The sequence below is a fragment of the Adlercreutzia sp. ZJ138 genome (genome assembly GCF_011038935.1).
Taxonomy (GTDB): Bacteria; Actinomycetota; Coriobacteriia; order Coriobacteriales; family Eggerthellaceae; genus ZJ141.
The window spans coordinates 1-25,545 of the sequence record NZ_JAAKEA010000003.1 but is presented as its reverse complement, the minus strand read 5'-3'; the positions used below and the strand labels follow the sequence as shown (position 1 = coordinate 25,545).

The window sequence follows — 25,545 nt, the reverse complement described above, 5'->3', positions numbered from 1 at the left end:
TAGAGCCGCTAAAATATCAAAATTTGGAACAGGACATGCGGATGGAAACCATGCAAAGTAAGGAAACGCGCGATATGAATTACGTGACTCCGTCGGGTTTTCGTGATGTGCTGGTTGACGAGGCGCTTCTTCGTGAGCGGGCGACACGTGATGTGCAGCAGCTGCTCGCCAGTCGGGGATATGCCCCCATTGAGACCCCCACGCTTGAGATTATGGACGTCATGCGGTCGGGGGGGCGTCTGCCCGGTACACCGTTCAAATTCTTCGACTCTCGGGGCGACTTGCTCGCCATGCGACCTGACGTCACGTTGCAGGTTGCGCGCATGTGTGCAACGCGGCTTGCGGGACAGCCTGGTCCCTTCCGTTTCCGCTACACTCAACGTGTGTTCCGTGAAGCAGAAGGGCAGATGCAGGCTGAGGCCCGCGAAACCACACAGCTCGGCGTCGAACTTATCGGCGAGGCGGGCGTAGCGGCCGATGCTGAAGCCGTTGAGCTTCTGGCTGAATCGCTCGAGGCGGTAGGAGTGGGCGATTATCGCATTGCTATCGCGACGGTGGGTGTGCTGCAGGCACTGCTGGCGGCCACATCAGCTACCGCACAGTGGAAAGACGATGTACTTGCGGCGTATCACGCATCGAACTTTGTTGATCTCGACGCATTGACGGTCGAATCGGTGGCATCAGCGTCGGGTGCTTCCCCGGTGTTCGCCAACGCCATCCGCGAGCTTCCCCGCATTCGGGGTGGGCGTGAGGCTATTTCCCGCGTGCGTGACTTGGTGCGTCCCCTTGGTTGCGAAGGCGGCCTTGTTAGCTTAGAGGGCGTGCTCGACGCGCTTGACGCAGCAGGCTTGGCCGATCGCGTGTTGGTTGATTTCTCGGTGATGAGCTCGTTTGACTACTATACGGGCATCATCTTCAAGGCGTATGCACCAGTGCTCGGCACCCCCCTGGGCGGCGGTGGTCGCTACGACAGCACGCTCGGTGCCTATGGCGAGAGCCGTCCTGCCGCAGGGTTTGCATTCTATCTGGAAAACGCACTGGCTTCGTGCTGTGAGCGCAACGATGTCGTACGTGAAGAACGCCCACTGCGCATCGCTGTGCCGAAGGGCTCGCTTCACGCCGATGCTGTTGCGTGTCTTGAGGCCTGTGGGCTTGATGTGACGGGGCTTGACAACCCGGGGCGTCAACTGATCATTCGCAATCCGGGCGTCGAGTACGTAATCGTGCGCCCGTCTGACGCACCGGCATTTGTGGAGTCGGGTGCTGCTGACTGCGGCATTTGCGGCGAGGATTCGCTGTTGGAAACTGATCCGGATATTGTGGAGTTAGTCGACCTCAAGTTCGGTGCGTGTCGTTTCATTGTGGCTGAGCCAGCTGGTGCAGCCGAGGCCAACGCCGAGCATTACCGCAGGTTGGGGTCGCTGCGCGTAGCTACGAAGTACCCGCGTATCACGGCGGCGCATTTCGCGCGGCGCGGTACGCAGGTGGAAATCGTGAAGCTTCACGGCAACATTGAACTCGCCCCGCTCACGGGTATGGCTGAATGTATTGTCGACATTACAGCAACAGGCACCACACTGCGGGAAAACAACCTGGTCATCACCGACGAGGTGCTTTCGTCAACCGCGCGTTTCTTCGCGAACGTGAGCGCGTTTCGCACCGATGCACGTGTCGCGCAGCTTGCTTCTAAGCTGCAAGCCGGTGTAGACGCGGGGAAATGGAACACGACCGTCATTGCTGGCGGAGAAGGGAAGTAACAATATGCGCCGAGTTGTGCTGCAACCGGGCGAGCGGTTTGAAAGCTCGCAGATCGATCGGACGGGTGCGTTCAACGCGAACGCGCTTGCGGCGGCCACTACCATCATCGAGGACGTGCGAACCAGAGGTGATGCTGCCCTGCGCGACCTGACGGAGAAGTTCGACGGCGTGCGTATGAGCGACTTCCGCGTACCTGCTGAACAGGTGATGTCTGCCGCAAACCGCCTGCCTGGGCAGACGGTGAAAGCGCTCGCACATGCCGCGAAGCAGATCCGCGAGTTCCATGCTCGTCAGGTTGAGCAGAGCTGGTTTGCGTCGCGTGCGGACGGTGCCATCGTGGGTGCGCAGGTGACCCCGCTTGACTCCGTGGGTATCTACGTGCCGGGCGGTCGAGCGCTGTATCCTTCATCGGTACTGATGAACGCGTTGCCTGCAGCGGTTGCCGGCGTGAAACGCATCGTGTGTGTCACGCCACCCACCAAGACTGGCGAGCTTGATGCTGGCGTGCTCGAAGCATGCCGGTTGGCTGGTGTCACGGAAATCTACAGCGTGGGTGGTGCGCAGGCTATCGCCGCGCTGGCGTATGGCACCGAATCGATCGAGCCGGTATGTAAGATCACCGGTCCAGGTAATGCGTTTGTGGCGGCGGCGAAAAAGCTGGTGTCGGGCGACGTTGGTATCGATATGATCGCGGGTCCTTCCGAAGTGTGCGTGGTGGCCGACGAGTCCGCCGACCCGCGCATGGTAGCCATCGATCTTATGGCTCAGGCCGAGCACGATCCGCTGGCGGCGTGTTATTTGGTTACGTTCAGCGAGGCGTACGCAACCAGGGTTGAACGGGCCATCGAAGAGCACATGAAAGACACTACTCGTGCCGACATCACTACGGCGAGCTTGCGCGACAAGGGACTTATCGTCGTGTGCAACGACATGAAGCAGGCGGTGCAGGTGGTAAACGTCATTGCGCCCGAGCATTTGGAACTACACGTCGCCGGTGCCATGGGGCTGCTCGGCAGTATCCGCAACGCTGGTGCCATCTTCTTGGGCGAATGGACGGCCGAGGCTATTGGCGACTACATTGCCGGTCCTAACCACACACTTCCCACAGGCGGTACCGCACGTTATTCCAGTCCGCTTTCCACCAATGATTTCGTGAAGAAGTCGAGCATTATTCAGTACACACCGGAGGCGATTCTAAACGATGGCGCCGACGTGGTTGCCATCGCCACGCATGAGGGGCTGTGGGCCCATGCACGCAGCGTCGAGTTGCGGAAGAACTTAGCAGAAACCGGCGACATCTTCGGAAACTCGTTTAAAGGCGGCGAATAGGTTATGGACAGGGTTCGAGAATCGGCGCCGCAGCTTTCGGGATTGGTGCCCTACGATCCGAAATATCTGCCGGCGCGTGCCATGATGTCGGCGAACGAAAGTCCGCTTTCCCTCGATCACGACCTTTTGCACGACATCATGCGCGAGGTGAAGCGCGTCCCCTTCAATCGCTATCCCGATCCGTTGGCCAACGATCTGCGTGATCTCATTGCCGAGGCGAACGGGCTTGATCGCGAGCAGGTGCTGTTGGGTAACGGCGGCGATGAGCTTTTGTTTGATATTGCACTCGCGTGGGGCGGGCCGCACCGTACGATGATCAACTTGCCGCCCACGTTTTCAGTGTACGCCGCGAATGCGCGGCTTGTGGGCACTGAAGTCGTAGACATCCCGCGTGCCGCCGACTTCTCCATCGACGAGCAAGCAGTGCTCGATCGTGTGGCGCGCGGCGACATTGATTATGTGGTCGTTACCACGCCAAACAACCCTACCGGTCGGCTGGCTCGCGAAGAATTCATCGCGCAGTTGCTCGAATCGACCGACGCACTGGTGGTTGCCGACGAGGCGTACTTCGAGTTTTCGCGTCGTACGGTGCGCATGCATTTGGAGCGGCATCGCAACCTTGTTATTCTGCGCACATTCTCGAAAGCGTTTTGCCTGGCAGGTGTCCGCATAGGTTACGTGTTGGGGGATGCGCAGGTTATCCGCGAACTGGTTAAGGTGCGCCAGCCCTATTCGGTCGATGCGGTGTCACAGGCTATCGCGCGGGTGGTGTACGCGAATCGTGCGAAGTTTGAGCCAGGTATTCAAATGCTCATCGCCGAGCGCGAGCGCATGCAGGTTGCTCTGCGCGTCGTACCCGGTGTAAAGGCGTACCCGTCCGATTCGAACTACATTTTAGTGCGTTTGCTTAATGACGATGGTAGCCCTGCGAGCGAAGCGGCTGCCGAGGCGTGGCAGGTGCTCTATGGCAAAGGGATTCTCGTTCGTGATTTCTCACATTCACCGATGCTTGAAGGCTGCTTACGAGTGAGCATGGGAACTCCCGAGCAAAATGACGCGTTTGTGCGCGAGTTGAAGACGTTCATGCTCACGCGGCAGGCAAGGAGACGAGTATGAGGACTGCTGAACTGACTCGTACGACGAAGGAAACCGATATTCGCATGCGTCTTTCCCTCGATGGATCGGGTGCATCGAACGTGAACACAGGTGTGGGTTTTTTCGATCACATGCTTACCGCCTTTGCGCGCCATGGCTTGTTCGACTTAGACGCGCAGGTGATAGGCGATTTACAGGTTGACGCTCACCACACGGTGGAAGATGCGGGCATCGTGTTAGGGCAATTGTTTTCCTGTGCGCTCGGCGACAAGCGCGGCATCACGCGCTTCGGCTCTATCATTCTGCCTATGGATGAGGTGTGTGTGATGGCTGCTGTCGACATATCGGGCCGCGGCCAACTGCATTGGGCACTTGATGTGCCGTCGGGCATGTTGGGGTCGTTCGACACCTCGCTTGCCAAGGAGTTCTTCATTGCGTTCGCAACGAATGCTGGCGTAACGCTGCATGTTCGCAGCTTTGCGGGTGAAAACGCACATCACATTATCGAGGCGGCGTTCAAGGCTGTCGCGCGCGCCATGGCGCAGGCGTGTGCTATCGACTCGCGCATCGAAGGAGTGCTGCCCAGTACGAAAGGTGCATTGTAGGAGCCGCATGGGATGCGCCGATGAGAGCACGCTGTAAGGCCGCGTGGGTGCAGATTGTCATACGAGTCACTGCTATAGGAGCTGCGTGGCGGGCTGGGTAGAGTTTGCGGTCGTAGGTTATGTGCCGTGTGCTATGAGAGGAATAACGTGATAGCTGTCGTTGATTACAAGAAGGGAAATCTGAAAAGCGTCGAGCGTGGTCTGGTAGCTGCGGGCGCTGACGCTCGTATAACCGATAATCCCGACGTCATCGGGGCGGCGCACGGCATTGTCTTGCCCGGTGTGGGGGCGTTTGCCGATGCGGCTTCAACTATGGAAAGCTTGGGCCAGATGGAAGTGGTGCGTGAGCGCGTGCTGGCGGGCGTACCCTTTTTGGGCATTTGCTTAGGCATGCATCTCATGTTCGAGGAAGGAACAGAAACGCATCCTGGTGATACATCGGGTGGTGTACACCGCGGTTTGGGTATACTTCCTGGCGTGGTCGACGCCATGCCGCGCGTGGGTGAAGACGGTCGCAACTACAAGATCCCGCATGTGGGATGGAACTCCATCGAGCCGGTGCGTGGCAGCGATTTCGATTGTGCGCTGCTTACGGACGTGAAGCCCGGCGAGTACTTTTACTTCACGCACAGCTACGCCGCGCCAGCTACCGAGGCCACGGTAGCCATCGCTTCGCACAGTATAGCTATCCCGTCGGTGGTGCGCTATCGCGACGTCGCGTTCGGCGTGCAGTTTCATCCCGAAAAGAGCTCAGATGCGGGCGCATGCGTGCTGCGTAACTTCGTCCGCATCGTGAAAGAGGCGTGATTGTCATGTTCCTGCTTCCTGCAATCGACATCTTAGACGGCAAAGCTGTTCGCTTGGCGAAAGGCGACTACAACGCTGTGACGGTATATAACGATGATCCTGTGTCGCAGGCGCGTGCGTTTGCCGGTCAAGGTGCCACATGGCTTCACGTGGTTGATCTTGACGGCGCGCGGTCGGGTACCCCTGACAACGTGGAAGTTATCGAACGTATTTTGAAGGAGACCAACTTAAACGTGGAGGTTGGTGGCGGCGTGCGCAGTATGGCTGCCATCGAACGGCTTGTGCAAGCGGGGGTTACGCGTGTGGTCTTAGGTACGGCGCTCGTGCGCGATCTGGCGTTCGCCCGTGAGGCGGTACGCGAGTTTGGTGGCGATGCGCTCGTGGCGGGCATCGACGCGAAAGGCGGCGACGTGGCGGTTTCGGGTTGGTGTGAAGGGTCGGGCATCTCAGCGCTCGAACTGGCCCGTCGCATGGCAGATGAAGGTTATCGGCACCTGGTGTACACCGACATTGCCCGTGATGGCATGCGCACCGGGCTTGATCCGCAGGCGTACGTGGCGATGTATGAGGCATTCGGGTACCCTGTGGTTGCCTCAGGTGGCGTTGCAAGCGTCGATGATATTCGTTCGCTTGCCCCAGCGGCGCACGCCATTGAGGGCGTTATTGCCGGACGCGCCATCTACGAAGGCTCGCTTACGGTGGAGGAAGGCGTCGCGGCGTGCATGGCGGCGGAAGGAACAAGATGCTAACTAAACGAGTAATCCCCTGCATGGACTGCAAAGACGGTCGTGTGGTGAAGGGCGTGAACTTCGTGAACCTGCGTGATGCGGGTGATCCTATCGAGTTGGCTCGTGCCTATGACTTACAGAAAGCCGACGAAGTTATCTTTCTCGACATTTGTGCCACCAGTGACGATCGCGCTACTACGGTAGATTTAGCCAGCCGTGCAAGCGAGCAGCTGCATCTGCCGTATTGTGTGGGCGGGGGGTTTCGCAGTGTGGCCGACATCCGAACCATGATAGCGGCAGGTGCCGACAAGGTGTCGGTGAACTCTGCTGCTGTGAAAAACCCCAAGCTCATCTCGGAAGCAGCACGTGCGTTTGGTACGCAGGCGATACTGGTTGCCATTGATGCGAAGAAGGTGCGTGGCGGGTTCAATAAGTGGGAGGTTTATGTTTCCGGTGGGCGCACCGCGACCGGCATCGACGTCATCGAATGGGCGCGTGAGGCTGCCAAGCGCGGTGCGGGCGAAATCTTGCTCACCAGTATGGACCGAGATGGCAGTCGCGACGGTTTCGATTGTGCGCTTACTCGCGCGGTGGCACGTGCGGTCGATATTCCCGTTATTGCGAGCGGTGGCGTCGGCAACATCGAACACTTTGCCGAGGGTATTATCGACGGCGAAGCTGATGCCGTACTGGCCGCGAGTGTGTTCCATTTCGGCGAGTTGTCCGTTCGTCAGGTGAAAGAATACATGGCCAAGCAAGGCATTCCCGTGCGCCTGTAACAACACACAGGTGACGTATGGGCTGGCGGTGGCTGCCACGTACCGAAAGCCACAGCATGTTTCGTCTGCGTGGAAATCGGCGCGATCGGTTGCAAGAGAAGGAGTATCGAGCATGGATATACCCGATATCGAACGCATCGACGAACTTATCTTCAATGAGCGAGGGCTTATTCCCTGCATCGTGCAGGATACACATGATGGCACGGTGCTCATGATGGCGTGGATGAGTCGGGAAAGCTTGGCGCTCACGCTTGAATGTGGTGAGACGGTGTTTTGGAGTCGCAGTCGCAAAGAGTTGTGGCACAAAGGAGCGACCAGCGGAAACACGCAGCGTGTGGTCGACATACGTTACGATTGCGACGCTGATTGTCTACTGGCGATCGTAAAACCTGCCGGCCCCGCCTGCCATACCGGTGCGCGTACCTGCTTTTTCCGCAGCCTGCCGCACGAGCAAAAGAAGATGTCCACAGAATCTGTGAAGCGATAACGCATTTGAGCAGCTTGTAATCAGCTTTGGTGAAAATCGGCCGCCCTCTTGCTTTACGGTGTGCGAATTGTGATTACGGTCAACGTCCAACCAACTTTCAGGCAACTCCCTGGTAGCCAGTTGTGCATATTGCTTGGTTGTGTTCTTGCGCGCTTGCGTTTGATGCGTTAGTATGAGCGAGTCAAATCCCCCGCGTACATTCAGCTTTACCCGCGTGAACAAATGGCGCCGCAATCCTCGAATCCCTGTGCAGCTTCATGGTGAACAGTGTCATTGGTGGGTTGCCCCTGCTGCGGTGCGCCGTGGGGTGGATTTCTGAAATCATCAAGGAGGCCACAGGTGAAGTTCTTTCTGGACACCGCTGATCTGAACGAGATCGAAGAAGCTGCAAGCTGGGGTGCGCTTGCGGGCGTTACCACCAATCCGTCGCTGTATGCCAAGATCGGCGGCAAGCTGGAAGACTTCCATGCTCACATGAAGCGTATCTGCGAGATCGTTGGGCCGGATTGTCCAGTATCTGCCGAATCGGTCGCCATGACGCGTGACGAGATCGTACGTGATGGTCTTGAGCTTGCAGAAATTGCTCCCAATATCGTCGTGAAAATTCCCACCATGGTCGAAGGTTTAGCTGCTACGCGTGCGCTTGCCGACCAAGGCGTGCGCGTGAACATGACGCTGTGCTTCAGTGTTCCCCAGGCGCTGTTGGCCGCCCGTGCCGGCGCGCGCTACATTAGCCCCTTCATTGGCCGTTTTGACGATATTTCTGAAGACGGCCTCGATCAAGTAGAAAGCATTGTTGGGGCCATCGGAAACTACGATTTTACCGCAAACACGGTGCGTGGTGAGCAGATCGAGATCATCGCTGCATCAGTGCGAAGCGCCAATCACGTGACGCAATGTGCGCTTATGGGGGCCGACATTGCCACTGTGCCGTTCGGCGTGCTGAAGAAAATGGTGCAGCATCCGCTGACCGACCGTGGCCTCGAATCCTTTATGAAGGATTGGAAAAAGGTGCTCAACGCATAGAGTGTCCAGACGTGGCAATCGAAATAAAACAGAAAGAAGCAACTGATCAATGACTGAAAACGAATCAACGAGCGAGACACCGGCAACCGGGGAGACTCCTGTAATCAAACGTTCTACCCGTCGTCGCACTGTCAAGCGCGACGACGCCGAATCGACCGCCGAGCAAGCAGCGCCCAAACGCCGTCGGGCTGCATCGTCTGGCGAAACTCAGGAGTCTTCTCGTGCCGCTACTCGTGGAGGCGACGCGCCAGATGATGCCGAGGTACCTACAGCTTCATCCAAACCCAGCCGCTCGTCTCGTGCGAAGCGGGTTGTGTCTGATGCCGATGCTGAGGTAGTGTCTGCTCCTGCGTCTTCATCGACTGACGAAGAAAACGCTTCCCACACAAAGCGAACTGTGCGTAAGAAGCGGGTTTCCGTTGATGAGTCAACCGGTGTGGGTGAGGTGTCTTCTTCCGATAAGGCTGCCACATCTGCCACATCTGTCACATCTGATCAGGCTGTATCCGATAACTCTCTCTCTGATGAATCTACTGCATCGGATAAACTTACCGCACCTGATAAGCCCGCGTCCGACGAAGCGCTCGCGCAAGCCGAAGGTGAGACCAACGTTCGTCGGCCACGCCGATCTGTGCGTACAGGAGGGTCCCGCGATGCCTCCTCGCAGCGTTCGGGTGGCCAAGGTCAGCAGCGTCAAAGCAGCCAGGGTACTTCGGGCGGTCAGAGTAGTAGGGGCGCTAAGCAAAACACGCAGAACCAGCGTCGCGGCAAGCGCGACCGCACCAACAGGGGTCGCGAGATCGTGCCTAGTGTCACGCTTGAAGAGCTTGCTGCGATGAAGGTTGCCGAACTGCGCGCCAAAGCAGCCGAACTCGAACTCGACGTCACGGGGCTGAAGAAAGCTGAGCTCATTCAAGCTGTGTATGAAGCGAATATGAAGGCCGAAGGGTTTATTGAAGTCAGCGGTGTGCTCGACATCATGGCTGATGGGTATGGCTTTCTCCGTACACAGGGCTATCTTCCCAGTGAAACCGACTGCTATGTGGGTTTGTCGCTCATCCGTCGCAACGGCTTGCGTAAGGGTGATCTGATTACCGGTCAGACGCGCCCCGCTCGTGAAAATGAGAAGTACGCTGCCATTCAGAAGATTGCCACCGTGAATGGTCGGCCGCTCGAAGAATGCGGCAATCGCGTACGCTTCGCCGATCTGACGCCAGTTTATCCCGATGAGCGTCTGTGGATGGAACACGGGAAGAACACCATCACCGCGCGCGTCATCGACCTTGCGGCACCTATCGGCAAGGGCCAGCGCGGGCTTATCGTATCGCCCCCGAAGGCGGGTAAGACCACCATTTTGAAGGACATCGCTGCGTCCATTACCGCGAACAACCCCGAAGTGCATTTGATGTGTCTGCTTGTTGACGAGCGTCCTGAAGAAGTTACCGACATGCAGCGATCCGTGCATGGGGAGGTTATATCATCGACGTTTGATATGCCCAGCGAAAACCACATCGCTGTAGCCGAGCTGGTTATCGAGCGCGCGAAGCGCATGGTTGAAGAAGGGCATGATGTCGTCATCCTACTCGACTCGCTCACCAGATTGGCGCGCGCGTATAACCTGGCGCAGCCGGCGAGCGGTCGTATCCTGTCGGGCGGTGTCGATTCTACGGCGCTCTACCCACCCAAACGCTTTCTCGGTGCGGCGCGCAACATTGAACATGGCGGCAGCTTGACCATCCTCGCCTCGGCGCTCATCGAAACGGGATCGAAAATGGATGAGGTTATTTTCGAAGAGTTTAAGGGTACCGGCAATATGGAGCTCAAGCTCGACCGTAGCTTAGCTGATCGTCGCATTTTCCCTGCTATCGATCCGGTGTCGTCGGGTACGCGCAAGGAAGATCTGTTGCTCGATCCGCAGGAGGCGCCACTCATTTGGGCAGTGCGTCGCATTTTGGCAAACCTGAGCAGCACCGAACGCGCTATGGATATGCTCATTAAGTCGCTGAAACAGACCGAAACCAATCAGGAATTCCTTATTCGTACTGCGAAGAAAGCCCAGCATAGCAAGGGCGAGGGGATCGTTGAGTTCTAAGGGGGTTCATGATGCAGCAAGACGGAAACCCGGGTGCGTGGCAACAACCACAACAACCACAACAACCGCAACAACCGCAGCAAGCCGCGCAGTGGCAGCAGCCAAGCGCCTACCAGCAGGCGTACGCGCAGCAGGCTTACGCCGCTCCTGCACAGGTGCCGACACCGGTGCCTGTACAACCGAAGAGCCGCGGATGGATTGTTGCGCTGGTGGCGGTTGTTCTGATGTTCGTTTTTCTTATGGTGAGCGTGGTGTCATGCTCGAATGCGGTGTCGTCATCGATGGGGCAGGCATTTTCGGGCATGGGGGCACTTGGCACCACCGATAGCGACGTCGACTATCTCACGGAGGACGCTATCGGAATTATCGACATGTCGGGCACCATCCAGTACGACGGTACGACATGCAGCCCTGAGGGATTGAAAGAACAGCTTGATCGCGCCGAGGAAAACGACCATATTAAGGCTGTTGTGCTGCGTGTCGATTCTGGCGGTGGCACGGCGACGGCTGGCGAGGAAATGGCTTCCTATCTGCGCGATTTCAGCAAGCCGGTCGTGGTATCGAGTGCGTCCCTTAACGCAAGTGCTGCCTATGAGATCTCGTCTCAGGCCGATTTCATCTACGTTGCGAAGACCACCGAGATCGGTGCTATCGGTACCGTCATGCAGAGCATGGATTACTCGGGGCTGCTTGACAAGTTGGGTATCAACGTCGACAACATCGCTTCAGCCGACAGCAAGGACTCTAGCTATGGCACACGTCCACTCACCGACGAGGAACGCGCTTACTATCAAGCCATGGTTGACCAGATCAATGAGACATTCATCGAAACGGTGGCAGAAGGGCGTGGTATGCCAGTTGACGAGGTACGCGCGCTTGCCACAGGAATGGTGTTCACTGGTATCGATGCGGTTGACAATGGTTTGGCCGATGATTTTGGAACGAAGGAAGATGCTGTGGCGAAGGCTGCCGAGCTGGCAGGAATAGCTGAATACACCACAGTTTCGCTTGACAGTTACTCAAGCGACTTCACCGACTTGTTGTCGCTGTTGTCTCAAAACAATTACGATGAAGGTGACGTTGCAGCGGTTATAAAGGAGCTCGAATCACATGGAACCCTGTCCGAATAACGAACCGAGCATCAAGGCGGGCGATGTAATTAAAAGCGAGTGGCCGGCGCGAGCCGTGGTCACCGCAGGAATGCCGTATGGGAATAAGCCCCTGCATTTCGGCCATATTGGCGGCGTGTTTGTTCCCGCCGATGCATTCGCACGTTTTTTGCGTGATCGAATCGGTGCTGAGAACGTACGCTTCATTTGCGGTACTGACTGCTTCGGCTCGCCTATCAACGAAGGCTACCGAAAACTGGTCGAAGCAGGGGAGTTTGGCGGCTCCATCGCCGATTACGTGCAGCGTAACCATGACGCGCAACACGCGACGCTCGATGCGTACGATATCAGCCTGTCTATCTATGAGGGTTCCAATATCGGTCACAGCGGCGAAGTGCATCAGCTCATTAGCGAGCGCTTCATCCAGAAGCTGCACGAAAACGGTTGGCTCGAGCGTCGCAGTACACTGCAATTCTACGATACCCAAGCCGACACGTTCTTAAACGGACGTCAAGTGCAGGGGCGTTGCCCTGTACAGGGCTGCAAGTCGGAACATGCGTACGCAGACGAATGTGATCTAGGGCACAGCTACGCGCCGGAAGATCTGATCGCGCCGAAGTCGTCACTGACTGGCACGGTACCTGAGATGCGTCCGGTTGACAACTGGTACTTCAACCTCCCGGCGTTCTCTGATTTCTTAAAGCAGCATGTGGCCGCCCTTGAAGCCGATCCTACGGTGCGTGCAGTGGTGCCGCAAACTATCAAGGAATTCTTGGCTGCCCCCATCATCTTTATCAAGAACGATGCGCGTGAAGCATACGAAGCTCTAGCGAGCCGCTTGCCTGAACATGTGCTGCGCGAAGCCGAGAAGGGTAAGCAGAGCTTCGAGATTGAGTTTGCCGACATTGATGCGCGTGACGCAGCCCGCACCGTGCTGGCCGCTGCTGGTATTCGCTTCCGTACGGGTAAAGCACTCGTGCCATTCCGCATTACCGGCAACATCGAATGGGGTGTGCGTGCTCCGGTTATCGACGGGCTTGAGGGGCTGACCGTGTGGTGCTGGCCTGAAAGTTTGTGGGCACCCATGTCGTTTACCATGGCGGTGAATGACCAGATGGGTTTGCCGCGCGGCAGCTGGCGTGATTTCTGGTGTGATGAGGATGCGTGTGTGTACCAGTTCATCGGGCAGGATAACCTGTACTTCTACGGCGTTGCCCAGCCTGCGATGATCGAGGCACTGAAGCCCGGTGATATCATCGCTCCTGGTAAAACCGATACGCCCGTCCGTCAGACGAAGCTTATTGCGAACCATCATATCCTGTTCGGGAACAAAAAGGCGTCTTCGTCGGGTGCGGTCAAGCCGCCGACAGCCGATCAACTGCTCGATTACTACACGGTTGACCAATTGCGTGCGCATTTTCTGGCTCTCGGTCTCGATCAGAGATCGGTTGGCTTCAAGCCGAAGCCCTTCGATCCCGACGAGAAGAAACGAGACGACCCACGTGTCGCCGATCCGGTGCTAAAGGAAGGTGCGCTGCTCACCAACGTCTTCAACCGTTTGGCGCGTAGTTGCTTTTACGAGGCACAAAAGAACTTCGAGGGTTACATGCCGTTAGGTACTCCGTCGAGTGCGGTGGTAGTCAAGGTCAACGAGGTGTTACGTGCCTATGACGACACTATGCACCGCGTCGAGCTGCATACCATCATGTCGATCATGGATGAATTCATCCGCTGGGCTAACAAGCATTGGACCGAAGGCATTCGTGCGGCTGAGCTCGAAGACAACAATGAGCTTCGCCGTCAAGTTCTGCTCGACTCGTTCTTCTTGTTGCGTACGGCTACGCTGCTTATGCATCCTGTGGTTCCGTCGGGATGCGAGAAGATCTGCGACTACATGAGCTTCGAATTCGGCGATTTCTTCAGCTGGAATTATGACTTCCAAGGCAACGATGAGCTGTGTAGCGCCAGTGAGATCGAAGACGGCCGTCATCGCGTGCGCGAGCTGCCGCCGCGCTTTGACTTCTTTAAAAAGCATCCGAGTCAGTATCGCTAATCATGCAGCATGTTGATATCTATACTGATGGATCGGCCCGGGGCAACCCGGGCCGGGGTGGTTATGGCGCACTGCTGCGCTTTCGTGATGCGGCAGGTCAGGTTCATGAACTTGAGCTGTCGCAAGGGTACCGGCGCACAACGAACAATCGCATGGAGCTTCTGGGGGCGATCGTCGCGCTTGAGGCACTACGACGTCCGTGTGCTGTTGTACTGCATTCCGATTCGCAGTATGTAGTGAATGCATTCAATCAGCACTGGGTTGACGGTTGGCTAAAGCGAGGATGGAAAAGCGCGAGCAAACAACCGGTAAAAAACGTCGATTTGTGGCAACGGTTGCTTGCTGCGAAGAAGCCGCACAAGGTTGAGTTCGTGTGGGTGCGAGGTCATGCAGGCCATACCGAAAACGAGCGCTGCGATGCGCTGGCCACGGCGGCGGCTGATGGAGATAGTCTGCTTGAAGACGAGGGTTTTTCCGGATAAGCAGTGGGCCGTGCGGGACGCCTTGTGTTTGTCTGCTACAATGAACCGGTTGTGTGACGACTGCGCAGTGTATGTGACGTGAGCAGGGAGGCTGCAGGATGCAATTCAATGCCAAAGCGCAAATAAATGGACTGATTGTGGGTGTGTGCAGTATCGTGCTCGCCGTGATGCTGTTGTGCCCGATGGTTGCGTTTGCCGATACTGCGGCTGAAGTGCAGGCGGAAGCTGATGCTGCACTCGCGTCATTGAACTCCATGCAGGAGAAGCTGCGTCAAGCTTCGTATGACTACGAAGTTGCTATGAATGATCGCGACGAGGCGCAGGCGAAGGCCGACGAGGCGCAGGTGCGCATTGATGAGACGAACGAGAAAATTGCTGGGCTTCAGAATCGTCTGGGTAACCGCGCGTGCAGCATGTATCGCACCGGTACGTCGTCGTTTATTGACTTGTTGCTGGGCGCCACATCATTTCAGGAGTTTTCCAACAATTTGACGCTTTTGAACATTCTCAACCAAAATGACGCCGATCTTGTGCAGGAGTCGAAGGATCTGCGGGCGATTGTCGAAGCCGAGCAGGCTGAGTACGAAGCGCAGCGCGCGGCGGCCGACGAAGCTGTCGCGAAAGCCGAGCGTATTAAGCAGGAATCCGAGACAACCGTTTCATCCATGCAGGCTACATACGAGAGCTTAAGCGAGGAAGCTGCAGCGCTACTCGCCGAAGAGCAGGCGGCGCAAGCTGCTGCCCAAGCAGCAGCTGCGGCTGCAGCTGCTGAAGCAACCACCGATAATGGTGCGGCGAATACTGGCGGTGGCAACGAGGGTGCTGGCAATGGTGGCGGTAATAACGGTGGCAATGCGGGCGGCGCTGTTGGTGGCTGGTCACCGAATGGTGGCGGCAACGTGTCGTACGATCCGTACGTTGGCGGCGGTATTCTCGATCGCGCCCAGTATTGGATCGGTAAGGCGCAGTATGTGTACGGCGCTTGCAGTCCTGGTCAGTTTGACTGCTCGGGTTTCGTGGCGTATTGCGTGACGGGCAGCTATTCGCGCCTGGGTGGTACAGGTAATATTATGAGCATCTATCCGCAGGTGTCTGATCCTCAGCCGGGTGATATCGTGATCAACGCCAGCCATTGCGGTATCTATGTTGGCGGCGGTCAGATGATTCACGCTTCAAGTCCGGGTATCGGCGTGGTGTGTACGCCGATTGACGGATGGATGAACAGCTCGTCATATATCTACGTGCGTCCGTAAGTAAGCATCCGATCAATTAGTATTCCTTAGCTGAATCAGATTAGGCAGTTGTCCGTGTAGTGTTTGCGCGCCGCGCAGTTGTGGTTATTCTCTTGTGAGGTCGTGACGCGTTCGTGGGCTTTTGGCGAAGAAGGTTCCCCGTTTGCGGTGCTGTTTGTTACCCTCGGGAAAGTGCATTGCGATTTCAAACGTTTTGGGGAGGTTTTCTGAATGCGTCAAACGCACATCAAACGAAGCCGGTACGCATTAGGTGTGCTCTGTAGTATCAGCTTGGTTGCGGCCCTGTTGGCTCCTGCAACTGCCGTCGCGTCACCCGCATCTGAAGCGCAGGCTGAAGCTGCTGCGGCGCTGGCGTCACTGAATTCTATGCAACAAGAGCTCGATCGCGCATCGAATAACTATTATGCCGCGCTCGATGAACAATCGCAGGCTGAACAACGTGCCAATGAGGCACAAACGCGCATCGATGAAGCAAGCGATGAAATTGCCGGTCTGCAGAGTCGCTTGGGTTCGCGCGCTCGCACCATGTATCGCTCAGGGCAAGCGAACTTCGTCGACTTGCTGTTGGGTGCCACGTCGTTTCAGGAATTTGCAACGGGTCTGAGTTTGCTGAACACCATGAACGAAAATGATGCGGAATTGGTGCAGCAATCGAAGGATCTTCGTGCTGAAATCGAGCAGGAACAAGCCGAATACGTTGAGCAGTCGCAGCGCGCTGCGGAAAAGGCTGAGGAAGCCGCATCGGTGAAGGCCGAAGCCGAAACCACGGTTGCCGCTATGACCGAAACGTACAACAATTTAAGCGATGAAGCGGCTGAGCTTTTGGCTGAAGAACAGGCTGCACAAGCCGCCGCCGCACAAGCAGCTGCTGAAGCCGCAGCCGGAACGACGAATAACGGAGCAGGTGGCACAGCGTCTGGCGGCGGTAATGGTGGTGGGTCGCCCAGCGCGCCGTCAACCCCGTCAACGCCGAGCACTCCGAGTGCACCATCAACTCCGTCGGCACCACCGGCGAGCGCTCCTTCATATAGTGGTTCGGTTGCAAACACGGTGGTAAACGTGGCGCGTGGCAAGATCGGTAGCCCGTATGTGTTTGGTGCTGGTGGACCGAATTCGTTTGACTGTTCGGGTCTGGTGCAGTACTGCTATGCGCAGGCTGGCGTGTCGGTTCCTCATTACACCGGTGCTCTGATTAATCTGCCACGGGTGTCGAATCCACAACCGGGTGATATCTGCGTCATACATGAACCGAACGGTGCGCAACATACGGGTATCTACATTGGTGGTGGCCAGATGATCCACGCCCCTATGCCTGGCCAGACAGTGTGCGTGGCCTCCGTTCAGGCAGGCATGGTCTACGTTCGCCCGTATTACTAGGAACGGCTCGGCTGAGTTATTTCACTCACGCAGTGGTGTCTCTGCTTAGCTTTATGGTATTGTCCCTAATCTATTTGTAGCTCAACATTAAGAAGGGCACACCGACTGCATCATTGCAGTGGCGCGCCCTTCTTGCGCTTCGATTTCGGTAGTCACACGGCGCTACTGTTCACCGACGCATCGTTTGATCAGGCTTCGCAATTCATCAATACCAGTACCCTTTTCGCTTGAGGTCACCACGATGGGTACATCGGCGGCAAGATTCAAGCAGCGTTTGATAGCCGCTTTCTGCTTCATCTGCTGTTGTCGGCTGAGCTTGTCGGCTTTGGTAAGCACGATAGCGAACGGCAAGTCGGCTTCTTGCAGGAATCTGGTCATGTTCTCATCCAGCTCGCTGGGCGCGTGTCGTATATCGATGAGCGACACCACCAGCGCGATGTCGCGGTCTTGGTTGAAATACCCCTCGATCAGTTCGGACCAGCGGTGCTTTTCCGACTTTGCCACCTTGGCGTAACCGTAGCCCGGTAAGTCGACGAAGCGTGCATCGCCGGTTGAGAAGAAGTTGATAGTGGCGGTTTTTCCAGGCGTTTGTGATACCTTCGCAAGTCCCTTACGGTTGAAAAGCCTGTTTAAGAGTGACGACTTGCCCACATTCGAGCGTCCCGCGAAAGCGATCTCGGGCAGCGTGGAGGGTGTCAGCTGTGATGACACGCCGAACGCCCGCTCAAAGGTCACGTTGTTGAAGTTCATGTCCGCTCCTTGTAAGGTAAGGTACTTAAGGAAACACTGATTAATTCCGCCAGCCTTGCACTGACGAACCGGTATCTGAGGATTTCAGACCTCATTTTCGCACGTCAGAGCGCGCATTCGGTCTTCAACCCTCAGGTATCCGCCTCGCCAGCGCAAGGCAAGACGGCTTTAATCAGTGTTTCCTTAAACCAGCTCAATCATGGTACCCGAACAGCTTCAAACAGCGCCACAGGAAATACAGAATGGAAGGAAAGATTCACCTTGCGTTTCTTGCACTAGGTGGTAAGATAAACAAGTTTTCTATATCACACATGTCTGTGCGACCTGGACCGCCAGTGGCCACCCGAAAAAGGCTGCGGACTCCTAAGGAATGACCACAGGCAGAGGACTAACGAATGGAGAGAGCTATGACGAAAGTCAGCATTAGCACGCTGCTCGAAGCAGGTGCCCACTTCGGCCATCAGACGCGCCGTTGGAATCCCAAGATGAAGCCGTATATCTTCGGCAACCGCGGAGACATCTACATCCTCGACCTCAAGCAAACTCTCATCGGCCTTGACGAGGCATACACCTTTGTTTCTGAGACCGCGCGCAAGGGCGGCACGGTGTTGTTCGTTGGCACGAAGAAGCAGGCCCAGGAAGCCGTTGCTGATGCTGCCAACCGTTGCGGCATGCCCTATGTGAATGCCCGTTGGCTGGGCGGTATGCTCACCAATTTCACCACCATCCGCGGTCGCGTGCAGCACATGGAAGAACTCGAAGCTATGGATGCTGACGGACGCATGGCATTGCTGCCCAAGAAGGAGCAAATCCTGCTGCATAAAGAGCTCGCTAAGCTGCAGGCAAACCTGAACGGTATTCGCAACATGAAGCGTACGCCCGATGCAGTGTTCGTTATCGATACGAACCGTGAGCAGTTGGCCGTACGTGAGGCTCGTCGCCTGAACGTGCCCGTTGTTGGCACGCTCGATACGAACTGTGACCCCGATGATGTCGAGTACGGCATCCCTGCTAACGACGACGCCATTCGCTCGGTGCGTCTGCTGGCTGACTTCATCGCCGACGCTGTGTTGGCTGGCGGTGTTGCTCCGGTAACTGCCGATGAAATGGGGGAGACCGCTGAAGCTGCCGAGGCTCCCGCGCCCGCTGCCGATGAAGCTCCTGTCGCTGAGGTTGTTGCTGAGTAAATCGTTTTCATTTGAGTTTTCCATCGTTGTTAAGAAAGGAATTCCCATGGCTGCTATCACCGCTTCTATGGTCAAAGAGCTTCGCGAGATCACTGGCGCTGGCATGATGGAATGCAAGAAGGCGCTGACCGAGGCCGAGGCCGACATCGAGAAGGCTATCGACATCCTTCGCACCCGCGGCCTTGCTGCCGTCGCGAAGAAGGCTGGCCGCGCTACCAACGAAGGCATCGTCATGCCTGTCGTTTGCGACAAGGGTACCTGCGGTGCCATCGTTGAGATCAACTGCGAAACCGACTTCGTGGCTATCAATGACAAGTTCAAGGCGTATGCCGAGCGTATCGCCCGTGCCGCCCTCATCGCTCAGGCTAACGACGTTGATACCCTGAAAGCTGCCGAGATCGATGGCGAGACGGTGGAAGCTATCCTCACCGACGCTATTCACGTGCTTGGCGAGAACATCCAGATTGCTCGCGTCACCTTCGTGCAGGGCGCTGGCGTGGCTTCCTACATTCACACCGACGGCAAGAAGGCTGCCCTCGTTATCTTCGACGTCGAGGGTATCGATCCTACGAGTGCTGAGTTCGCCAGGTGCGGACGCGATGTCGCGATGCAGGCCGTGGCCATGAACCCTGTAGCTGCGAACCGTGAGTCTGTTCCTGCTGAAATCATCGAGCATGAGAAGAGCATCTACATGGCACAGGCCGCCGAATCTGGCAAACCTGAGGCTATTCAGGAAAAGATGGCCAGTGGTCGTCTGGAGAAGTTCCTGAAGGAGAATTGTCTTGCCGAACAGGCATTTGTCAAGAATGGCGATCAGACTGTGGCTCAGTACGTCGACGAGGTTGCCAAGAACCTGGGCGGTACGCTGAAGATTGTCGACTTCAAGCGCTTCATGCTGGGTGAATAACGCGTGTCTTAAACCAGTCGACTCATACCGCATAATTAAAGAAACCTCCCCTCTGTGGGAGGTTTCTTGTGTGAGTACTCTGATTGCATCCTTTTGCCCATCGTGTGAAGCGCCGGGCGTTCGCCGTGTGCTGGTGCCGCGTTTTTTATAATGGAAGACAGCATAACGAGAAAGGGATGCGTATGTCGGAAGAGATCATCGTCGTTGAAGGCAACGGCACGCTTGCGGGTGAAGTGCACGTATCCGGCGCGAAGAACTCCGCGTTAAAGCTTATCGCCGCAGCGTTGCTTGGTCAGGGTAAAAGCACTATTCATAACGTTCCACTCATCTCCGATATCGAAATTATGTCCGAAGTCCTTCGCCGGCTTGGTGCCACGGTTGAGCGAACAGACCATGCACTTGCTGTTGATACATCGAAGGTTGATAAATGGGAAACACCGTACGAGCTTGTGTCTAAGATGAGAGCGAGTATTTCGGTGCTCGGGCCTCTTGTGGGTCGTTTTGGACGTGCGCGTGTGGCTATGCCGGGTGGTTGTCAGATCGGGGCACGAAAGATCGACATGCATTTGGCGGGGCTTACTGCGCTTGGCGTCGAATTCTCCGTTGATCATGGTTTTCTCGAGGCGACGACACCCCATGGCTTACATGGCACCGAGGTGATCCTCGACTTTCCGAGCGTGGGAGCGACAGAAAACCTGCTCATGGCTTCGGTTGTGGCGCACGGTCGCACGGTTATCGCAAATGCAGCATGCGAACCCGAGATCGTCGACTTGGCAAACATGCTCAATGATATGGGCGCGCACGTGCGGGGTGCCGGAACGTCGGTCATCGAGGTTTGCGGAGTTTCTCTCGCGAGCATGCATCCGTGCAACCATGTTACGGTAGGAGATCGCATTGAGGCTGGCACGTTCCTCGCAGGAGGCGCGCTGACCGGCGGGCCTCTTACCGTGCGCAGTATCGATCCGGCATTTCTGCGCGTGGCGCTCATGAAACTGTCGGCTATGGGATGCGATGTGGAAACGGGTGACGATTGGATCTCGGTTGCCCGCACAAGGCCGCTGCGTCCCACCGACATCCAGACACTTCCACATCCAGGCTTTCCTACCGATTTGCAAGCTCAGTTTATGTTGCTTGCTTCTCTTGCTGATGGCATGTCAGTCATCACTGAGAACGTGTTCGAGAACCGTTTCATGTTCGCTTCTGAGTTGAAGCGCATGGGTGCCGATATCTCCATCGACGGGCATCATGCGCTCGTGCGCGGTGTGTCGGGGCTGCAGGGTGCTGATGTGTCATCGACTGACCTGCGTGCTGGCGGAGCCCTTGTGCTTGCGGGCATTGTTGCGGAAGGGGAAACTCGCGTTCATAAGGTCGTGCATATCGATCGGGGTTACGAAGACTATGCGGGCAAGCTTGCAACGCTGGGGGCCCAGGTACGTCGCGTAGCCAGCAATGGTCCTATGTGATAGCGGCGGTATCATATGGTAACGAAACGCAATCCTATCACCTCCGCTCACGCGAAGGACGTTTCTCGGCGGCTTCGCACGGCAACACTAGGAACGCATGCGCCCCGTACGATAAAGGCAGGGAGTACGTCACGACGTCATATGAACGCTGACACCGTGGGCTTTTCAAGCACACGGCGAAAAAAACGCGCGGCGCGGGGGTATGTCAGCAATATTGTTGTCGCGCCTGCCGATGGCGTGAATGCCCGCCGTACTCGTCGAGAATTCGCTCGCGACGTCAAGCGACGTTCTCTCGTGCGTATGCTTGCTGTGGCTGTCATTTGCGTGGCGCTTGTTTTTGGCGTGGCGGGGTTAGCGGGTATGACTGCGTTCTATGCCTCTCTCGATTCGAAAATGGGGCTACCCTCCGATGATGCCGCTCGTGCCCTGGTCGCGCCGGCGAAGGATGCCGAAGGATATTACGTGTTGGTGGCGGCCGATCTTGATTCAGGCGACGCTCCTTCGTTGGGTGATGGATCTGATGCATTCGCCCTCGTGCGAATCTGTGAAGGGAAGCGAGAAGTTGGCGTTGTGTCTCTTCCGGCAAATACCACGGTTACCGGAAGCGATGGAAAAACTCATCAGCTGCGAGAGGTGGCGGCACTTGGTGATGCCGATCTGATCACCGCCGTTGCCAATTTTGCTGGTGTTAGTATCGCTCACTACGTGACCACCGACGCTTCGGGCATCATCAACCTGACTGATCTGCTTGGTGGCGTTACGATGAATCTCGAAGAGGAAATCGATGATCCTGCTGCGGGAGACAAGTACATTCCCGCAGGAGAGCAGCATATTGGGAAGGATCAAGCGCTCACCTTGCTTCGGGCGTCCAACCTGTCGGGTGGGATCGACTTGCAGATGAAAAACCAACGCGAGTTCATGGTCGCTCTTGCCATTCAGGCCATGTCAGACAGTACCTGGTCGTTTCTGCTTGGCCTTGATTCTCTTAACGGTGCGTTTGCTACGGATGTGTCGGCGAAAGACGCTGCGCACATAGCTTCGGCGTTGCGGGGGATTGATGCGGCATCCGTTCAGGGCGCGATTGTGCCCGGTTACGAACGTGAGATTGACGGAAACGTGCTGTATGTAGCCTCATCGTCCGATGCTAGTGAGCTCATTGGACGGCTGGAGGCGGGCGATACGCTCGTAAATGAGGATTCTGCACCGGTCAATGTTGATCCGGGCAGCTTCACCATTACAGTACGCAACGGAGCGGGTGTTACTGGTGGTGCAGCTGAGATATCGAAAGCGCTGGCCAATTATGGTTACAATGTCACCGAAACTGGTAATACCGACACCTACGCTTACAAAGAGACGCTTGTTATCTACCTTGATGAAGCGTACGCTGACGCTGCGGAATCGGTCGTGCAATCGTTAGGTATGGGGCGTGTGGTAGACGGCACCGGGTTCTATGAGTTCAACACCGATGTATTAGTGGTTCTTGGGAGCGACTGGGCACCGGTGAGCTAGTATTCGTTGCTGTGTTAGAATGCTCGCAATGTTTACGATCGAAGATAGGAGCAGATCATGGTTGACAAGAATGATGTGGCTGCGGTACTTGACCTCATTCGCCCTTCACTTCAGGCTGATGGTGGTGACGTGAAGCTTGTCGATGTCGCTGAGGATGGTGTGGTGACGGTTGAGCTGCAGGGTGCCTGCAAGGGTTGCCCAATGTCGCAGATGACGCTCGCCAACGGCGTTGAGCGCATCCTGAAAGAGCGCATTCCGGGCGTGACGAGAGTTGTTCCCGCTGCGTAAGCAACTATGAGGAAAGAAGGCGGCCTGGACGCATTGCGGCCAGGCCGCCTTCATGATGGGAGGTTTTATGCCCCTTTGTTGGGAGATGCGCGGATGTGATGACGAGATGATGTCGCGCTGCCCGCACAATGTGCCGGGTGAACCGTGTCCGGCCGATTGTCATTATGCGGCGTGTTTTAGACCAACTCACGTACTGGCGGAAGATATCTCGCTTATTTTGAACCCCGAGCGCGATTATGATGCGTCGGTGAAAGAAATCTGCCGGGTATGCGAGCACTTCTTGGTGCATGGCCCAGCGGTGAGCGAACGAACCGATGCATCACCGCGTCAGGGCAACCCGAACCGCTTCTTGTTTTGATGTGAGGGATTATGCTGAACGACTTGTATCAGACACTCGATCCGGTCGCTTTCGTCATTGGGCCTTTTGCAGTTCGATGGTACGGCATCGCATACATTCTAGGGTTCATTTTCGCTGCGTTGATTATCTGGTGTACGGCGAAGCGCTGGCGCATTCGCGTTGACGAAGATGCATTGCTCACTATTGTGTTTGGGGTCATGGTGGGCGTTATCGTCGGAGGGCGCTTGGGGTATGTCGTCGTATATGGTGACGGCGACTACTGGCAGCATCCAGGAGAAATACTCGCGTTCAACAAAGGGGGCATGAGTTTTCATGGTGGGCTTATCGGCGCGCTTCTGTCGGGCGTTGTTACGGCTCGGATCACGGGTATCCCGTATCTCACACTTGCTGATTTGGGTGTTATCGGCGCACCGATTGGGCTGTTTTTCGGGCGTTGCGCAAACTTCGTGAATGGCGAGCTGTGGGGAGCTCCTACTGATGCGGCTTGGGGCGTGGTGTTTGGCGGTGCGGCGGGAGCTATCCCACGGCATCCGTCGCAGCTATATGAGGCGGTGCTCGAAGGTCTGATTATCTTCGCGGTGCTATTCGCACTGTCGCGGTTAAATCCTCCGAAGTCGCGCGGAACGTATTTGGGCGTGTTTCTCATTATGTACGGTTGCTTCAGGTTCTTAATCGAATTCGTGCGTCAACCCGACGCTCAACTGGGGTATTTGTGGGGCGATTGGCTAACCATGGGGCAGGTTCTATCAGTTCCGCTCATTGTGGCGGGTGCGTGCGTGTTGGCGTATGCGCTTGTGATGAAGAAACCGCAGCAGGGTTTGCCTGAAATGATACAAACAAACTAACATATGGGAAGATCAATAGACGAGAGAAAGGCGTTATCATGAATGTGAAGTTCTTCAAGTGTATACATTGCGGCAACATCGCCGTGAAGCCGTTTGATGCTGGCGTTTCGTTGGTGTGCTGCGGCGAGAAAATGGTCGAGCTCAAGGCTAACGACACCGATGCAGCTACTGAAAAGCACGTTCCTGTCGTGACGGTTGAAGGCAATGCCGTGCACGTACAGGTGGGTGAGGTTACTCATCCCATGACTACGGAGCACTACATCACCTTCGTTTGCTTAGTTACTGAAAAGGGCTGGCAGGTTGTTGAGCTGTCTTCCGACGGCGAGCCGGTTGCTGATTTCGCTGTGGCCGAGGGTGATCGTGCACTGCGTGTGTACGAGTACTGCAACCTGCACGGTCTGTGGGTAGCCGAGGTATAGAAGCCATTTGCGTTTGGGTTGTCGAAAATTGACTCAATTGAACCACTCGGCCTATCGTTTTTGGACTTCTGGGGAGAATTCAATCACGCGACTCAATCACGTGCTAGAATGACGGCGCTGACGGGGTGACTATTATCAAAAGGAAACGTAGCACCCAGCTAACGTAAACTTTTCACCCCGTCTAAAATGAATATGAGGGCTGATCGCGTGCTATGCGGTCGGCCCTCATGAGTGTTTTATCAGGCTCTAAAATCCGAGAGATTCAGGCTCACGTATTCATGCACTCATAAGAGTATTAAGCGTATAGATGAATACGTGTGTGTATTCAGGAATTCTGGTTGTACATGTCAATCACAGTTCTATTGCATTCGATTCTTCACATTTCCTCCAACATTTCAAAGAGCAGCGTATCCCCAGGTAATACGACCGCATAACGCTCAAATCGAGATAAAGTGTGCGAGTGGTAGCTTTCTTTCAAAACTTTTCCTTGACGGGGAGGTGCAGGGAGGGTAAAGTTCTATCTTGCGCTTCGGGGGAGACCTCGAAAGCAAACACAAGCCCTGATAAGACCAAAGAGAGCAGGTCTTATGCAGGTTAGGGACCTTGAGAACCGGATACTGTGAGGCAGACATTTCGAAGACGATAAATAAGTTCTTCGTTTGCGGACGCCAGATGATATAAGGATACAACCAAACAGTACGTGGGAAAAGAAATGAACAGGCGCATGAGCATATATACACATACACTCATGCGTTTTCTTTCAACGGAGAGTTTGATCCTGGCTCAGGATGAACGCTGGCGGCGTGCCTAACACATGCAAGTCGAACGGGAAACGCGCT

The 25,545-nt window shown here is 56.1% G+C and carries 24 protein-coding genes and 1 rRNA gene; 24 read left to right on the top strand and 1 reads right to left on the bottom strand.

Translation table 11 applies throughout. The annotated features are described in order from the left end of the window. The first annotated feature begins 41 nt into the window (after positions 1–41). The 15 genes from hisG to G7Y43_RS01760 all read left to right on the top strand — a co-directional run bounded on the left by hisG (position 42) and on the right by G7Y43_RS01760 (position 16,980). Entirely contained in the window at positions 42–1,757 is a 1,716-nt protein-coding gene (gene hisG / locus G7Y43_RS01830) for an ATP phosphoribosyltransferase (RefSeq protein ID WP_241158106.1), read from the top strand. 4 nt (positions 1,758–1,761) lie between these two features. Further along, positions 1,762–3,087, top strand: a complete 1,326-nt coding sequence (gene hisD / locus G7Y43_RS01825; RefSeq protein WP_165043474.1) for a histidinol dehydrogenase — start codon at positions 1,762–1,764, stop codon at positions 3,085–3,087. 3 nt (positions 3,088–3,090) lie between these two features. Continuing rightward, positions 3,091–4,203, top strand: coding sequence for a histidinol-phosphate transaminase (gene hisC, locus G7Y43_RS01820; RefSeq protein WP_165043472.1), 1,113 nt, complete (start codon positions 3,091–3,093; stop codon positions 4,201–4,203). Beyond that, positions 4,200–4,787: an imidazoleglycerol-phosphate dehydratase HisB gene (hisB, locus tag G7Y43_RS01815; RefSeq protein WP_165043470.1), complete on the top strand. Its 588-nt coding sequence runs from the start codon at positions 4,200–4,202 to the stop codon at positions 4,785–4,787. Before hisC ends, hisB begins: the two co-directional genes overlap by 4 nt. Before the next feature lie 147 nt (positions 4,788–4,934). Continuing rightward, complete coding sequence (gene hisH, locus G7Y43_RS01810; RefSeq protein WP_165043468.1) at positions 4,935–5,594, top strand: imidazole glycerol phosphate synthase subunit HisH; 660 nt, start codon at positions 4,935–4,937, stop codon at positions 5,592–5,594. Between the two features lie 5 nt (positions 5,595–5,599). After that, on the top strand, positions 5,600–6,343 hold the full coding sequence (hisA, locus tag G7Y43_RS01805) for a 1-(5-phosphoribosyl)-5-[(5-phosphoribosylamino)methylideneamino]imidazole-4-carboxamide isomerase (RefSeq protein ID WP_165043466.1): 744 nt from the start codon (positions 5,600–5,602) through the stop codon (positions 6,341–6,343). Further along, positions 6,337–7,101, top strand: a complete 765-nt coding sequence (gene hisF, locus G7Y43_RS01800; RefSeq protein ID WP_165043464.1) for an imidazole glycerol phosphate synthase subunit HisF — start codon at positions 6,337–6,339, stop codon at positions 7,099–7,101. Before hisA ends, hisF begins: the two co-directional genes overlap by 7 nt. Positions 7,102–7,213: 112 nt before the next feature. Then, positions 7,214–7,588: a phosphoribosyl-AMP cyclohydrolase gene (gene hisI, locus G7Y43_RS01795; protein ID WP_165043462.1), complete on the top strand. Its 375-nt coding sequence runs from the start codon at positions 7,214–7,216 to the stop codon at positions 7,586–7,588. A gap of 339 nt (positions 7,589–7,927) precedes the next feature. Continuing rightward, entirely contained in the window at positions 7,928–8,614 is a 687-nt protein-coding gene (locus tag G7Y43_RS01790) for a transaldolase family protein (RefSeq protein WP_165043460.1), read from the top strand. 49 nt (positions 8,615–8,663) lie between these two features. Further along, positions 8,664–10,706: a transcription termination factor Rho gene (rho, locus tag G7Y43_RS01785; protein WP_241158105.1), complete on the top strand. Its 2,043-nt coding sequence runs from the start codon at positions 8,664–8,666 to the stop codon at positions 10,704–10,706. An 8-nt stretch (positions 10,707–10,714) separates the two neighbouring features. Next, positions 10,715–11,836, top strand: coding sequence for a signal peptide peptidase SppA (gene sppA / locus G7Y43_RS01780; RefSeq protein WP_370514626.1), 1,122 nt, complete (start codon positions 10,715–10,717; stop codon positions 11,834–11,836). Next, positions 11,817–13,868 (top strand): class I tRNA ligase family protein, encoded by a 2,052-nt coding sequence (locus tag G7Y43_RS01775; RefSeq protein WP_165043458.1) that lies wholly within the window; start codon positions 11,817–11,819, stop codon positions 13,866–13,868. The genes sppA and G7Y43_RS01775 overlap by 20 nt, the downstream gene beginning before the upstream one ends. A gap of 2 nt (positions 13,869–13,870) precedes the next feature. After that, positions 13,871–14,350 carry a ribonuclease HI gene (gene rnhA, locus G7Y43_RS01770; RefSeq protein ID WP_165043456.1) on the top strand — a complete coding sequence of 160 codons (480 nt, stop codon included), beginning with the start codon at positions 13,871–13,873 and terminating at the stop codon, positions 14,348–14,350. Positions 14,351–14,448: 98 nt separating this feature from the next. Then, positions 14,449–15,603: an NlpC/P60 family protein gene (locus tag G7Y43_RS01765; RefSeq protein WP_165043454.1), complete on the top strand. Its 1,155-nt coding sequence runs from the start codon at positions 14,449–14,451 to the stop codon at positions 15,601–15,603. A 210-nt stretch (positions 15,604–15,813) separates the two neighbouring features. Then, positions 15,814–16,980, top strand: a complete 1,167-nt coding sequence (locus tag G7Y43_RS01760; protein ID WP_165043453.1) for a C40 family peptidase — start codon at positions 15,814–15,816, stop codon at positions 16,978–16,980. Between the two features lie 162 nt (positions 16,981–17,142). Here G7Y43_RS01760 and yihA read toward each other — a convergent pair whose 3' ends face one another. Further along, entirely contained in the window at positions 17,143–17,730 is a 588-nt protein-coding gene (yihA, locus tag G7Y43_RS01755; RefSeq protein ID WP_165043451.1) for a ribosome biogenesis GTP-binding protein YihA/YsxC, read from the bottom strand. A 407-nt stretch (positions 17,731–18,137) separates the two neighbouring features. On the opposite strand from yihA, the gene rpsB reads away from it, so the two are divergent. From rpsB to G7Y43_RS01710, 9 genes are all read left to right on the top strand, one after another. After that, the gene (gene rpsB / locus G7Y43_RS01750) at positions 18,138–18,917 is read left to right on the top strand and encodes a 30S ribosomal protein S2 (protein ID WP_165043449.1); all 780 of its coding nucleotides are present in this window, start codon (positions 18,138–18,140) and stop codon (positions 18,915–18,917) included. A gap of 46 nt (positions 18,918–18,963) precedes the next feature. Continuing rightward, positions 18,964–19,824, top strand: coding sequence for a translation elongation factor Ts (gene tsf, locus G7Y43_RS01745; protein WP_165043447.1), 861 nt, complete (start codon positions 18,964–18,966; stop codon positions 19,822–19,824). A 182-nt stretch (positions 19,825–20,006) separates the two neighbouring features. Then, positions 20,007–21,287, top strand: coding sequence for a UDP-N-acetylglucosamine 1-carboxyvinyltransferase (gene murA, locus G7Y43_RS01740; protein WP_165043445.1), 1,281 nt, complete (start codon positions 20,007–20,009; stop codon positions 21,285–21,287). 141 nt (positions 21,288–21,428) lie between these two features. Continuing rightward, positions 21,429–22,796, top strand: a complete 1,368-nt coding sequence (locus G7Y43_RS01735; RefSeq protein ID WP_241158104.1) for an LCP family protein — start codon at positions 21,429–21,431, stop codon at positions 22,794–22,796. Between the two features lie 57 nt (positions 22,797–22,853). Continuing rightward, positions 22,854–23,084, top strand: coding sequence for a NifU family protein (locus tag G7Y43_RS01730; RefSeq protein WP_165043441.1), 231 nt, complete (start codon positions 22,854–22,856; stop codon positions 23,082–23,084). Positions 23,085–23,151: 67 nt separating this feature from the next. Beyond that, positions 23,152–23,442 carry a hypothetical protein gene (locus tag G7Y43_RS01725; protein ID WP_165043439.1) on the top strand — a complete coding sequence of 97 codons (291 nt, stop codon included), beginning with the start codon at positions 23,152–23,154 and terminating at the stop codon, positions 23,440–23,442. Positions 23,443–23,453: 11 nt separating this feature from the next. Continuing rightward, entirely contained in the window at positions 23,454–24,287 is an 834-nt protein-coding gene (gene lgt, locus G7Y43_RS01720) for a prolipoprotein diacylglyceryl transferase (protein WP_165043437.1), read from the top strand. A 38-nt stretch (positions 24,288–24,325) separates the two neighbouring features. Then, positions 24,326–24,706, top strand: a complete 381-nt coding sequence (locus tag G7Y43_RS01715) for a desulfoferrodoxin family protein (RefSeq protein WP_165043435.1) — start codon at positions 24,326–24,328, stop codon at positions 24,704–24,706. 760 nt (positions 24,707–25,466) lie between these two features. Then, positions 25,467–25,545: ribosomal RNA gene (locus G7Y43_RS01710) — 16S ribosomal RNA — on the top strand; the annotation flags it as partial.